This is a genomic window from Algoriphagus aquimarinus (genome assembly GCF_900112005.1).
Lineage (GTDB): Bacteria > Bacteroidota > Bacteroidia > Cytophagales > Cyclobacteriaceae > Algoriphagus > Algoriphagus aquimarinus.
The window spans coordinates 242,745-256,186 of record NZ_FOKK01000007.1 but is presented as its reverse complement, the minus strand read 5'-3'; the positions used below and the strand labels follow the sequence as shown (position 1 = coordinate 256,186).

The window sequence follows — 13,442 nt, the reverse complement described above, 5'->3', positions numbered from 1 at the left end:
GCTTAACGAATTACCATGGCTTCATCACTGAAAAAGCTCCCGAAGTTCACGCTTGGAGTAGAAGAGGAATATCAGATAATAGATCCTGAAACCAGAGATCTTCGTTCACACATGTCCAAAATTGTGGAGGGTGGAAAAATCACACTCAAGGAGCAAGTGAAGGCTGAAATGCATCAGTCAGTGGTAGAAGTGGGGACCAATGTCTGTGAAAATGTTGCTCAAGCCCGTAAGGAAGTTTCTTACCTCAGAAATAAAATATCTGAGTTGGCAGCAGATCAAGGCTTAGTAGTAGGAGCGGCAAGTACGCATCCTTTTTCACGCTGGCAAGATCAGGAGATCACAGATGACCCTAGATACCATACGATAGTAGATGAATTGAAAGACATTGCCCGATCAAATCTTATTTTCGGGCTCCATGTGCATGTAGGAATCGACAATAGGGAAGTTGCGCTTCAATTGATGAATCAGGCGTGTTATTTTCTTCCTCATATCTATGCTTTGACTACCAATTCTCCATTTTGGGAAGGAAGAAATACTGGTTTTAAAGCATTCAGAGCCAAGATTTTTGCCAAATTCCCTAGAACAGGTTTGCCTGAATATTTTGACTCAGTTGCTTCTTACGATAATTATTTGGAGACTTTGGTGAAAACCAATTGTATAGACAATCCCAAGAAAATCTGGTGGGATCTTCGGATCCATCCATTTTTCAGTACGATTGAATTCCGGATTTGTGATATGTGTCTTACTGTAGATGAGACTACTTGTATAGTGGCTTTGATACAGGCTGTAGTTGCCAAGTTGTACAGGCTTCTCCTGAGCAACACCAGCTTTAATATTTACAGAATTGCCTTGATCCGTGAAAATAAATTCCGTGCTGCGAGAAATGGAATTGAGGGTAAATTGATCGATTTTGGTAGAAAAATAGAAGTGCCTACCTATGAGTTGATCATGGAACTTCTGGATTTCGTAGATGATGTCGTAGATGAATTAGACAGTAGAGAAGAGATCAACTATGTGCATCAGATTCTGAAAAATGGTACAGGTGCCGATCAGCAATTGGCAGTATTTGACCAGACACAAGATTTGAAAAAAGTAGTGGATATGATCACTTCAAAGTTTACAGAAGGGATTTAAGTGCTTTGATTACCTTTGCGGGCTAAATAAACCAAACAGGCAACGTGGGAAAGAGGAAATTGAACTTGGCTATATTAGATATGTACGATGGTGAGCCCAATCAAGGGATGCGTTGTATCAAGGATATCTTGGCCAGATTTGAAGGTCAGTTGACTTATAAAATATTTGATGTTAGAGGTAAAGCTGAGATTCCTGAGATCCGGGATTTTGATATTTTTATCTCTACAGGAGGCCCAGGCAGTCCCGAAGAAGGTGACGGTCATTGGGATTTGAAATATTTTGATTTTCTGGATCAGATATGGATTTGGAATCAGAACCATAATCATAAAAAACACATCCTTTTGATCTGTCATTCATTTCAAATGGCTTGCAGACATTTTGGGCTAGGAACACTCACTAAGAGAAAATCTACTTCCTTCGGAGTGATGTCTGTGCATAAGACTGCGGAAGGCCAAAAGGATTCCTTATTGCAAAGTCTGGATAATCCTTTTTGGGCAATTGATTCTAGAGACTACCAGGTAGTTCAGCCAGATATGAAGAAATTCAAAGTGCTTGGAGCCAAAATCATAGCACTTGAAAAGATCCGTGATCATGTGGAATACGAGCGCGCAATCATGGCCATTCGCTTTACGGCTGAGATCGTAGGCACACAATTCCATCCTGAAGCCGATCCTGTTAGCTTTTTAGCGCATTTGAAAAAAGCTGAAGTCAAAGAAAAAATCATAGCTGTCAAAGGAAAAATCAAGTTTAGAAAGATGCTGGAGCATTTGGTAGATGAAGACAAAATCTACAAGACGAATGAAACTCTGATTCCCAATTTCCTTGAGCAATCCATACAGAAAATCAAAGCATCGAAATCGCTTACCTTAATTTAATCCTCTATGATTGAATCCCGCAGAGCTCAGTTCAACACTGAATTTTCTATTGAAAAATATCAGGCTTTTCTTGATGATTTAGCTGCGGACTTCAATTATTCACCTACTTTCAGAGTAGCAGAAACACCTTTTTTCATTCCAAAGGACTTGAAAAAGCAGCTGGAAGCAGCTTGCGAAGAAGTATGTGCTTTCGTGAAAAAGCAGGATTTCAAAGCAATTACTCAGCGAGCTATCGATCTTAACACAGCCGTACCAAATGAAGATGCTCATACGCAGTTTATGGCCATTGACTTCGGTATTTGTGAGGAAAATGGGCAGATCATCCCCAAGCTTATAGAGGTTCAGGGCTTTCCTTCCATCTTTAATTTCCAATTCAATCTGTTCAGGAAGATTCAGCAACAGTATCCCTTTATTTCGGAATTGACGCCTTACTTGTCTGGATTAGATGAGGTGACTTACTTGGGTAAATTGAGAGAAGTTGTTCTCAATGGCTACGACTCTTCAGAAGTGGTGCTGTTGGAAATTGAGCCTGAGAAGCAGAACACAAAGATTGATTTTTACTTTTGTCGTAGAGACCTAGGAATTCCGATCGTTTGTGTGACGGAGGTGATCAAAGAGGGGAATCAACTTTTTTATCTAAATCAAGCTGGAGAGAAAGTTAGAATCAAGCGGATTTATAATCGGGTGATTTTTGATGAGTTGGATCTGCGCAAGGACTTGAAGTTGCAGTTCAGTTTTGAAGAAAAACTGGATGTGGAGTGGGCAGGACATCCAAACTGGTACACGAGGATTTCTAAGTTTATTTTGCCTTACCTACAGGGGCAATATTTTATTGAAACCAAGTTGCTCAGTGAGCTGGATGAAATACCAGAGGATTTGGAGAATTATGTGTTGAAGCCCTTGTTTTCTTTTTCAGGGTCTGGGGTGGTTTTCAATGTGACCAAAGCTGATGTGGAAGCAGTAAAGGACAAGGATCTGTATATTCTTCAGAAGAAAGTTGCCTATTCTCCTGTGATACAATCTCCAGACGGAAAGGTAAAAGTAGAAGTAAGGATATTAGCGCTTTGGCCAGAAAAGGATGAGAAACCTACTTTGGTGGGGAATCTAGTGAGACTCAGTCGAGGAGAGATGATCGGCGTGAAGTTCAACAAAGACAAAGACTGGGTAGGGGGTTCGATCGGCCTTTTTGAGAAGTAGTTTTATTCTCTACCCATAAATGAACAAAGGCAGTGATTTCTCGCTGCCTTTGTTCGTTATAAAAGTTCTTATTGTTTCCAGATTGCTGGGGCCTTTCTCCATTCTGAAAGAGATTCTAGGACATCGTCTGTAATGTATTTTCTCTGTACAGCCATAGGAAGCATTGCTTCGTAATGACTTAGGCAAATAAGTTTTACGCCTGCCTTCTCGAAGTTTTGCGCAGCTACATCAAATCCATAACTGAAAATGGCGACCATTCCCAGTACATCAAATCCAGCGTCTAACAAGTCCTGAGTAGCTTTGAGCGAACTGCCTCCCGTAGAGACTAAGTCTTCTACCACGACTACCTTTTGACCTGGTACTACCTTTCCTTCGATCATGTTTTCCATTCCGTGGCCTTTGGCTTTGGATCGGACGTAGATAAAGGGTAGATCAAGATCATTTGCCAGCAAAGCTCCCTGAGGAATCCCGGCAGTAGCTACTCCAGCAATTGCTTCCACGTTTGGGAAATAATGCTGAATGCTTCTCACCAACTGCTCTTTGATCATCGTCCTTACCTTTGGAAAAGATAGGGAAAGTCTGTTATCACAGTAAATAGGTGATTTCCATCCAGAAGCCCAAGTGAAAGGCTTTTCGGGTTGTAATCTGATTGCTTGAATTTCCAGTAATTTGTCGGCTACTTCAGCAGCCACGTTCGCGTCTAAAATTTCCATGGCTTAAAAATAAGCGATAAACTTCGGCTAAGGTTGTAGCAAGTGAAAAAAATATGCACTTTTGATTAATTCCCACCATGCCAAACCCTTGATTCGCCCATGAGAATCTTCGTGAATGACAAGCCATTTGATCTGATAAGCTACGAGGAGCTGAATCCTGCGAAGTCTTACGACACTGTTTATCACCAACAAGAGGACTTACCAGCCCATTTGCCGTGGAATGATGATATTCTATTTCATGAACCTTCACATGATCTGATCATCCGCTTGCTCTATACCCTCAGGACTCGAAAACTGAAGGATCTGGATTCGATCACTTTGGTGACTAAGGATAAAGCTGCTTTGAAAAAGTTTGTGAAAAGCCGATTTTCTATCATCAAAGCTGCTGGCGGAGTGGTTTCCAAAAAAGATAAAATGCTACTTATTTTCCGTCTTGGAAAGTGGGATTTCCCGAAAGGAAAGTTTGAAAAAGGAGAGACACCTAAGCAATGTGCTGTACGTGAAGTGGAGGAGGAGTGTGCTGTAAAGGTGAAAGCAGGTAAAAAGATCTGCAATACTTGGCATACTTATACCCAAGACAGAAAGAGTATCCTGAAGAAAACGTACTGGTTTGAAATGGACTGTTTAAATGATTCCCAAATGACTCCGCAAAAGGAGGAGGGAATAGACGATATCAGATGGTTCTATGAAGGCGATGCAAAAATTGCCTTGATCAATTCTTATCCATCAATGCGCTTTCTCTTCAAGCAATACATCAAGACGCACTTAAAGCCTCAAATATTGTAGGGAAGAAATTCTGACACATCACCACCAAAGCGATGGACTTCACGGATGATCGTGGAGCTGATCGCAGCATACCTAGGTGAGGTAATTAAGAAAACTGTTTCCAGCTCTTCGTTCAAGTAACGATTCATTTGGCTGATTGTATTCTCGTATTCGAAATCAGTAGTATTTCTCAGTCCTCTGATCAGAAACTGGGCATTATGCTTTTTGGCTAGGGTAGAGGTCAGTTCGTTGTAGAGAATGACCTTGACGCCAGGGATATGTTCATATACACTTTCCACTTTTGCCACCATATCATCGATCTCAAAGTATCTAGATTTCTTGGTCGAATTGTATCCAATCCCTATAATCACCTCATCAAACAAGTCCAAACTTCTCATCACAATATCGTGGTGACCTAGTGTATATGGATCGAAGGAACCTGGGAAAATGGCGATTTTTTTCATGGATTGTTTTATTGGTTCAGTGGCCACATGGAACCTTCGATGAGCGGTCTGATCATTGCCAAATAGGTCGAATGATTAGTTTGCACATATCAGTTTCATGGATTAATCAAATTGCCAATTGGTCTCAAATAGATTCACTGATTTCAAATGCTTGAATCCATGGGTGAAATTCTGATTGGCATGTGGAGTTAACAGACGGAAGTTATGGAAGTATTTCTTTCCCCAATCTTCAGTGATTTCACTTTCACTTGTTGCACCGAAGAGACTAATCCGCACATGATTTCGATCAAATTTCAATTGCTCGATAAGGATCAACGCATATTTCAAAATGTCTTCCTTGGACTCAATGGTGAAGATATTGAACGCAGCAAGTTCTTGGTTAGAAAATGCAGCTGCATAGATTTGATTTTCAAATATGCTGACCAAAATCTCTTGCCCGATCAGGTTAAATCTTTCTTTGAATAGATAAGAAAGAAACGATACAGATCCGTGGTGAAATGTAAGGTCAGAAAACCGAGCTTCCAGCGTCTTCTTTAGCTTGCCTGAGATGCAAGAGAGCACCTGAAGGTTGTTGCTGTCCAGAGGAGTGTTGAAATAGCTTGTGTTTGCTTGCTGAGCTGCGGCAAAAGACAAGTAAGTAGCTTCTTTGCCAGGCTGAAATAAAACGCCGGGGACAAGGCTAAATTCAGGTTGATGCAGATAAATCTTCGCGGGTAAGTCCGCTCTCAAGAGATGATCTGAAATCACCAACTGTTCTAGAGAAGTCCAGCTGAAGTTTATGTATTCGTGAATACCAATATTCGACTGGTTCTTATCCTTCGCAAAAATGAATAGGGAATCAGGATATAAAAAAAGTGATAGGCTTGCTGCGTCTTCCACATCAAACCTATCACTTTTAAATACTTTAAGGTTGCTTTCCAAAATAGGAGGTATTATTTCCAGTTACCCTCAGTAGAGGCATCTGTTCTTGAACCTACTTTCAAGGCTTTTTCGTTGTTGTTCAATCTTCTGTTAGGATTCACTGGAGCAGGATCTCTAATCTCGAAAACAGAGATTTCGTAAGAGTTTCTTTCCACTTTGTCTGCGAAGAATTCAAACTGCTTTCCACCAGAACCAGGAACTACTGCAAGAGATTCTAGATTGAAATTAGGATATTTTCTTTCGTTGAATAGAGAATCGATTACTGGTACAGAACCAAGCGTATCGAATGCTACTGTGGTTTCTTCTTTACCGTATTCTAGAAGTGTAGTAGTTTCAGTTCTTTGAACAAGCCAGATTTGACCAGATTGGATAAATGCTTTCAATTCATTCCAGTTCGCGGCATATCTTCCGTTTGACGCTTGGAATGCCAACTCAGCATCTCTAAGCATTTGCAATTTTTCGATAATTGCTGCTTCGATAAGAGCGACTCTTTTTTCGTCTTCGACTACATCGTCAACACCTTTCCAGAGAAGGTAGCCGAGACCAAGTGCAACTACTAAGAAGACCAAGGATAGTACTTTTGATAAATTCATTTGCTAAAATTTTAAGAATCTGGGTAAGGTTGAAGGTTTTAAATCGTGCTATTTTAGAGAATTATTTTCAAAATTAAAATATCCTCGCAACAATACTAAGTCCTCAAGGGATTTAATTCCCCAAAAGATTTGATGAAGGGCTTCATTAGGCAATGATCGGATTTCATTTATGCTCATCCAACTGATTTCTTCGATAATTTGAGAATCTGAATAGAGTTCTGGATCCGTACCTAGTGTTAAATTCCCTCCAATTTTTTCCACACTAAAGAAATGTTCCATCGCATGAAGTGGTGCCGCAAGGTATTCGTGGACGAAAAGATAGTCTTTTACTTCTATATCTAGGCCTGTTTCCTCAGAAAACTCTCGTTTTAAATTTTCAGATGCATTGTGGCCAAAATGCATTCCACCACCGGGAACAGACCACATGAACTTGCCATTTCCCATTAAATGTTTGATCATCAGGATTTTTCCGTCTTCTATCAGAATGCCATTCACGCGTGACCTGAGATGATTTCCGAACTTTGCTTCGATTTCCTTGCTGATTTTATCTTTTGGCATTTACATTCGTCTGTATGAGTAAAGATAATGAGTCATTGCTGAGGCCATCAGCATTGCTAAGTAAATATTTTCCATTTGAACCCACATCGGGCCAAGCTGCTTTTTTCTCCAAGATGGATTACTTCCTACTCATGGAGCCGGAGAATAAGCCAACGTTTGTCCTGCGAGGGTATGCTGGTACAGGAAAGACCTCTGTGATCTCAGCTTTGGTGCAAGCGCTACCCAAATTATCCATGCGCTCGCTTTTGCTTGCTCCCACTGGTCGTGCTGCCAAAGTAATGAGCAATTACTCTGGACGAGCAGCTTATACCATTCATAAGATTATCTATAAGCCCAAGGCGGAAGATGGGAGCTTGGGAGGGGGATTTATCCTTCAAAAGAATTATTACAAGGATACCGTTTTTATCATAGATGAATCATCTATGCTCGCAGATGATGGCGGCATGTCGGGCAATTTGCTTGGGGACTTGATCAGCTTTGTTTTTCATGGACAGAATAATCGACTCATCTTAGTAGGGGATACTGCCCAACTTCCACCAGTGGGTTCTGAGTTTAGTCCTGCACTTGAGGCCGATTACTTGCTGCGACATTATCGATTGGATGCAGATTACATCGAATTGACGGAAGTGATGCGGCAACGACTCGAATCTGGGATTCTTTATAATGCCACCAATCTAAGGCATCAGTTGCTGCAGGAGAAGCAAGTGATACAGATCAGTACCAATCAGTTTAAAGACACATTCAAAATGACCGGAGAGCGGCTGGAGGATGGGTTGAGGTATGCGTATGATAAGTTTGATACGGAGAACACGACAATCATCACCCGGTCCAATAAGGCGGCTGTACAGTACAATCTATATATCAGGCGAACGATCCATTTTTTCGAGGATGAAATCAGCTCTGGGGATTTGCTGATGATCGTGAAGAACAACTACACCTATATGGCGGAGTCCGAAAAGGTGAATTTCCTAGCAAATGGTGACATGGCTGAGGTGATGAAAATTCGAAATTTCGAAGAGTTCTATGGGTTGCGCTTTGCTACATTGGAACTTAGGCTACTGGATTACCCAGAAGAGCCACATTTCGAGGCAAAAGTGATTTTGGATACTCTTTATTCCCCTAGTCCTTCGCTGACGCGTGATCAATACAGAAGCTTGTACCAACAAGTGTCGGAAGATTATGCAGATGTGGCCAGTAAGGTGGAGCGCAAGGAATTGATCAAGAAAGATCCTTTTCTCAATGCGCTGCAAATCAAGTTTGCTTATGCTTTGACCTGTCATAAAGCGCAAGGGGGGCAATGGAAAGCGGTCTTTGTGGATCAAGGATACCTGCCCGAAAATCAAGTAGATAAGGATTTTACCAGATGGCTTTATACTGCGATTACCAGAGCTACAGAGGAACTTTACCTAGTGAATTTTGCGCCTGTATTCTTCGTGAAACCAAAGGAAATCGAGGATTCGGAGTTTTGAGGGAGTAGGAGGTGAGTCGAAAATGTTGTGAGTTGTAAGTAGTAAAATGTAAAAGGTAATCAGTGAGAGGTTGAAAGGATTAGTGTTAAGAAAAGCATAAATAGTAGTAAGTAAAAGTATGCTGGGTATGCTGAATATGGGGGCTCGAAAAATGATAACAGTATAACTGTGCCCTCTGTGTAAAACTCCGCGTGCTCTGTGGTTAACGTTAAAAAATCAGTACTTGAAAATCGCTTTTGGCAAGGTATTTTCAATATAGTCTAGGTCAAAGGCATCTAAAACCTTTGGATTCCGTTATTTTGAACTTGACACAAAAAATTGAATATTTGAAAACCAAATATGTATAGATATGAAATCGAGCTTGAGGGAGATTGTCACCCTGTGATATGAATTTTATCCATGCAAGATTCCTCACTATAGTTATTTGGATGACCACTAAAAAATAAATTAAAACCATATGAAAAAATTAGGATTCTTATTGACCGTCTTTGCTTTGGTATTTGCATTTAATGCCAATGCGCAGGAACAAAGTGGTGCAGCCATCACTTTTAAAGAAAAATCAATTGATTTCGGTGACATCACCCAAGGCGATAAAGTAGAGCATACATTTCAGTTGACAAACACAGGAACTACCCCGTTGATTATTTCGAATGTAGCCGCAACTTGTGGATGTACAGTTCCAAGCTGGCCGAAGGAGCCTATCGCTCCAGGTAAAACTTCAGAGATCAAAGTGTCTTTCAATTCAACTGGAAAAATGGGCAAGCAGAATTCTGTAGTGAGAATTTACTCCAATGCTTCAGAGCCTATCGAGAAAGTATCCTTGATTTCAAACGTTCTGCCGAAGACCAAGTAATCAGAAAGTAAAAATTATAAGTACAGCCTCTTGAGAAATCGAGAGGCTTTTTTTGTAGGGTTTTGTCTAGGCAGTTGAGGTGACTAGGTTATGTTCGAGCCGTTAGACGCTGTCTATAGTATCCAAGTGCTCCAGAGGGAGGATTACAGATTTACCAGCCTTCTCCTTTTAAAAAATCTAATGATCTCCTAATGAAGTCTGTATCATTTCCTGGCCCATATTGTGGCATATGCCCAGTATTAGGCGAAATCCAAATACGAGCATAGGGAATGTTGTTGTAGATTTCCCACGCTTGGGTCACAGGGATAAAGTCATTGTCGCCATGAACTACCAGGGTGCGCGCCGTAATCCTTTGCAATAGCTCATTCGATAATGATGGATCACCATTCAATTTCCAAAAATTGTAAAATTGTCTTTTCAATAGTTCGCTCTTCTTTCTCCCGTGCAATGAATCGAGTTCTTCTTGATCAAAAAAATCTTCCCAGATTTTACTCTTAATCCAATCTCTAACCGGTTCAGAATAGTGATGTTGGCCGGCAATTGGAATGATGGCTTCAAATTTTTCAGGGGCAATGGATGCAGCATACAAAATCGTGATAGCCCCAGAGCTGTGTCCAATGGCTTTTGTTTTGTCGATAGTTAACTTGTCCATCAATTCCAACAGATCCATCGCTGCCTGCTGATGTTTAAAATCCTTCTGATCATCCGGATTAGTTGAGCGACCATGGCCTCGCATATCCCAAACAATAACTCTATAGTTTTTTGAATATTCTTCGATAAAGTTACTCCAGTTGTCCGCTGTGTTGAGAAACCCATGAAGAAGAAAAAGCGGTTCACCTTCTCCATACTCTTCAAAATAAATTTGTGCTTTATTGATTTCTAAAAATCTACCATTTTTGTTAACTGGAAGTTGTCCAAACGCTGTGTTGGTAGAGATAAGGGTAAAGAAAAGCAGTATAAAGAAATTTCTCATGTTTCGATATTCTATAGTGCTAACGGGATTCAGCTTGGAGTTGATGGGCTTTCAGAGCTGCTCGTTACCAACCTACTTCTAGCTTATTCAATATACTGAATTTTCTATTTACACTGAACAGCCCGCTGTATCCAAGGTGATGTGTGTGCCTTGAATGTTGAATATAGATATGTGCAAAAAGATGGTCGTTCCAACGCATGAAATTGCCTTTTACTCGGCTGTGACGTTATACTTACTTTTTCATTTTCAGAAATCTGGCCGTGCTTTTACATATATCTCAAGGTAACTGAGCATCTTCTATTCCCAATTCATTTAACCTGATACTTTCAAATGTCATTTGGGCCTGACTTCCCTCATACAATATGCCTATGGTATTGTTGTCGATGCTTGTTAAGGATGAATAACCACCACTAAGACTTAGTTTATCCAATAGAGTCCAATACTCCTCAGGCCAAGTTTTACCTTCATCTAGGCTTATTTTAATTGTCATTTGCTCACGCTTGTATTTTGAGTTCGGATTCGAAAACAGTAATATGCTTTTTTGATTTCCAGTGGCGGTGGTATAGGTGTGTTTGTAGATAGACGCCATGCAAACTGGTTCAATCAGAGCATTATGATGCGTGGGATGTTCCACCCATTCTTCTCCTAAATCCTTGGTTACGAACACAGCACGTCCATTACTATCAGATTTGTTTGAGGCATTTCGATTGTCTCGCATATTTTGCATAATGCTTCCATCATTTAATTGCACGACCATATTTTCAGTCGTATTGCTGTAGGATGGATTACTTGATTGCCATGCTTGACCACCATCTTTACTGAATGTAATATTTGAAAAAGGTAGTTGATTCTTGTCTTTGCCTTGCGTAGGGAATACCAAAGTGCCATCATCTAGAGTTATCCCACTTCCGGGAGCTGGTGCAAATAGATACCATTCAGGTTGTTTCACCTGCTTGGTAATATTCACGGGTTCTCCCCATGTTTTGCCGTCATCAGTTGATTTTGTTAGGAGAATTTGAGAGGTTATGTTGATGTCTAATCCAGGTAAGGATCCATTATTCCTCCATTGATGGTTCCAATTCGTTGAATTCTCAGTTAGATTTTTAATCGGAATGCCTTTTTGTTCATCGATTACGCCATGCATCCAGCAGCCAATAATATAAATCGCATTACTGTTTTTGTCCACTAATATACTCGCATCACTAACTCCATTGAACTTCTGTGGGAGATTGCCGAATTCCCCCATATCTAATGCTATGCGCATAGGTTCCCAAGTATTTCCCCCATCTATACTTCTGCTGACACCTATATCAATATTACCCTGCAGATCTCTGCCATTATCTCTTCTAATATCATAAATGGCAAGTAAACTGTTTTCATTGGTACTGGCTATACCGGGAATTCGATATCTAACGACCCCATCATCTCCTCCATTCCTTAAGGCAACACCTACACGCTGTCTAATTCGATTGGTATCAGCTACAAATGAAAGCGATTGTGCTTCGATGAATTCAACCTTTTTTACCCCTGCTGAAATGGAATGATTAAGTGAAGTAGAATCTCTAAGTTTTACAGCAGCAATGAAATAGTTGTTTTTAATCTGTTGCGGTGTTGAAAAAGTAAAAGTAGCAGTCTCTTCCGTCAGCGCTTTCTGTTTGACTATGCTTCCTCTTTCTGTATGCCAGGTACTATCTTGCCCCATGTCAATCAGAAATACTGAATCTATATCGTTAATGTTGGTAGTTCCTTCAAATTCTAGCACCAACTTTTTGACACTAAACTCATTTTTGGACTGTAGTTGAAATTGTATAACCGGTGAAAGTTTTTTGTACTTTAATACAGGTGTTTGTATGCTATTTTGAGTAATTAGAATGTCTTGACCCCATAAAAATTGTGTCTGTATTGAAATTATAATAATTAATAGTAATTGTTTCATTCGTCTTGTGTGAATAATAATTAGAACTCAATTTATATTAACGTGGTCTGTGAGCAGCGGCGTTGTTGTGTATGATTAGACGTGTGTTTTAAGTAAGTGATTTAGCAGTAAATCACAGATAGAATATTCCGAAGGAATGTTCGTAAGTCGGCAGTGACCAAGTCCTTAATATACACGATGTTGGTAACCGTTTTATAAGATTTTTTTGACTGTTTATGACAAAAAAAAACTCTAGTAATTTACTTTTGACCTATTCTTTAATTTATTTTCTATTATAGGGTATAGGTTGTAAGTTGGGTAAATTTCTGTTGTAAAAGCCTTCCATGCGGTTCTTTCAATAGCCAAATTTACAGCAGCTAATTTTGAAGCAGGAAGTTCCAACACAACCATTTGACCAAGTCCCATAACCACAAACCAATTAACTACAGAAACACCATCTGGAGGGAGATTTTCATAAAACCCTTGATTGGTTCTTATTGCTTCAATCTCATTTAAAACCATACTTTGATTATGTTTAAGAAAGACAGTGACTAACAACTTGTCATTCGCTTTTTCAGAGTAGGGTTTGGAATCAAGTACTACTTTTGATTTATTTTTCAACTTATTTTCTATGATAGGATATAGATTGTAAGTTGTATAAAACTCTGTTTTAAAAGCTTTCCAAGCCGTTTTCTCAAGCGCCACATTTACAGTTCTTAATTTGGAAGCAGGAAGTTCTAATACAACCATCTGACCAATTCCCATTACCACATACCAATCAACAACTGATACACCTTCTGATGGGAAATTTTCATAAAATCCCTGATCGGTTTTTATTTTCTCAATCTCATCTATGTTCATACTTTGATCATGTTTAAGAAAGATTGTTAATAATAACTTGTCACTACCTTTTTCAGAGCTGGGTTTTTCATTAAGCGTTTGTGAATAACCAGTGAATTGTAATATGAATAGTGCGAGTAATAATATGTATTTCATGTCTTATAATTTTTAC

14 protein-coding genes are annotated in these 13,442 nt (G+C 39.8%); 6 read left to right on the top strand and 8 right to left on the bottom strand.

Annotated features, from left to right (window positions below; translation table 11 throughout):
* Positions 1-15 precede the first annotated feature (15 nt).
* The 3 genes from BM291_RS11500 to BM291_RS11490 are packed head-to-tail and all read left to right on the top strand — an operon-like array spanning position 16 to position 3,206.
* On the top strand, positions 16-1,134 hold the full coding sequence (locus BM291_RS11500; RefSeq protein ID WP_217647306.1) for a carboxylate-amine ligase: 1,119 nt from the start codon (positions 16-18) through the stop codon (positions 1,132-1,134).
* Between the two features lie 44 nt (positions 1,135-1,178).
* Positions 1,179-2,009, top strand: coding sequence for a type 1 glutamine amidotransferase (locus tag BM291_RS11495; RefSeq protein WP_317045657.1), 831 nt, complete (start codon positions 1,179-1,181; stop codon positions 2,007-2,009).
* 6 nt (positions 2,010-2,015) lie between these two features.
* Positions 2,016-3,206 (top strand): hypothetical protein, encoded by a 1,191-nt coding sequence (locus BM291_RS11490; protein ID WP_092897481.1) that lies wholly within the window; start codon positions 2,016-2,018, stop codon positions 3,204-3,206.
* Positions 3,207-3,274: 68 nt separating this feature from the next.
* Here the strand turns inward: BM291_RS11490 and pyrE are convergent, their stop codons facing one another.
* Complete coding sequence (gene pyrE, locus BM291_RS11485) at positions 3,275-3,919, bottom strand: orotate phosphoribosyltransferase (protein ID WP_092897479.1); 645 nt, start codon at positions 3,917-3,919, stop codon at positions 3,275-3,277.
* A 99-nt stretch (positions 3,920-4,018) separates the two neighbouring features.
* Here pyrE and BM291_RS11480 point away from each other — a divergent pair, with 99 nt between their 5' ends.
* Entirely contained in the window at positions 4,019-4,705 is a 687-nt protein-coding gene (locus BM291_RS11480; RefSeq protein ID WP_092897477.1) for an NUDIX hydrolase, read from the top strand.
* Here BM291_RS11480 and coaD read toward each other — a convergent pair.
* From coaD to BM291_RS11460, 4 genes are all read right to left on the bottom strand, one after another.
* Positions 4,693-5,148: a pantetheine-phosphate adenylyltransferase gene (coaD, locus tag BM291_RS11475; RefSeq protein ID WP_092897540.1), complete on the bottom strand. Its 456-nt coding sequence runs from the start codon at positions 5,146-5,148 to the stop codon at positions 4,693-4,695. The two genes, BM291_RS11480 and coaD, sit on opposite strands and share 13 nt — an antisense overlap.
* Positions 5,149-5,250: 102 nt before the next feature.
* The gene (locus tag BM291_RS11470) at positions 5,251-6,069 is read right to left on the bottom strand and encodes a DUF3822 family protein (RefSeq protein WP_175499689.1); all 819 of its coding nucleotides are present in this window, start codon (positions 6,067-6,069) and stop codon (positions 5,251-5,253) included.
* An 11-nt stretch (positions 6,070-6,080) separates the two neighbouring features.
* A complete protein-coding gene (locus BM291_RS11465; RefSeq protein WP_092897473.1) occupies positions 6,081-6,662 on the bottom strand; it encodes a hypothetical protein in 582 nt (193 codons plus the stop codon).
* 48 nt (positions 6,663-6,710) lie between these two features.
* On the bottom strand, positions 6,711-7,220 hold the full coding sequence (locus BM291_RS11460; RefSeq protein ID WP_092897471.1) for an NUDIX domain-containing protein: 510 nt from the start codon (positions 7,218-7,220) through the stop codon (positions 6,711-6,713).
* A 14-nt stretch (positions 7,221-7,234) separates the two neighbouring features.
* On the opposite strand from BM291_RS11460, the gene BM291_RS11455 reads away from it, so the two are divergent.
* A complete protein-coding gene (locus BM291_RS11455; RefSeq protein WP_092897469.1) occupies positions 7,235-8,689 on the top strand; it encodes an ATP-dependent DNA helicase in 1,455 nt (484 codons plus the stop codon).
* Between the two features lie 457 nt (positions 8,690-9,146).
* Positions 9,147-9,542, top strand: a complete 396-nt coding sequence (locus BM291_RS11450) for a DUF1573 domain-containing protein (RefSeq protein WP_092897467.1) — start codon at positions 9,147-9,149, stop codon at positions 9,540-9,542.
* A 151-nt stretch (positions 9,543-9,693) separates the two neighbouring features.
* On the opposite strand, the gene BM291_RS11445 is transcribed toward BM291_RS11450, so the two are convergent.
* The 3 genes from BM291_RS11445 to BM291_RS22145 form a co-directional block, all read right to left on the bottom strand.
* Positions 9,694-10,515: an alpha/beta fold hydrolase gene (locus BM291_RS11445; RefSeq protein ID WP_092897465.1), complete on the bottom strand. Its 822-nt coding sequence runs from the start codon at positions 10,513-10,515 to the stop codon at positions 9,694-9,696.
* Positions 10,516-10,792: 277 nt separating this feature from the next.
* A complete protein-coding gene (locus tag BM291_RS11440) occupies positions 10,793-12,451 on the bottom strand; it encodes a sialidase family protein (RefSeq protein ID WP_092897463.1) in 1,659 nt (552 codons plus the stop codon).
* 231 nt (positions 12,452-12,682) lie between these two features.
* Positions 12,683-13,426, bottom strand: a complete 744-nt coding sequence (locus tag BM291_RS22145) for a hypothetical protein (RefSeq protein ID WP_217647305.1) — start codon at positions 13,424-13,426, stop codon at positions 12,683-12,685.
* Between the last annotated feature and the right edge of the window lie 16 nt (positions 13,427-13,442).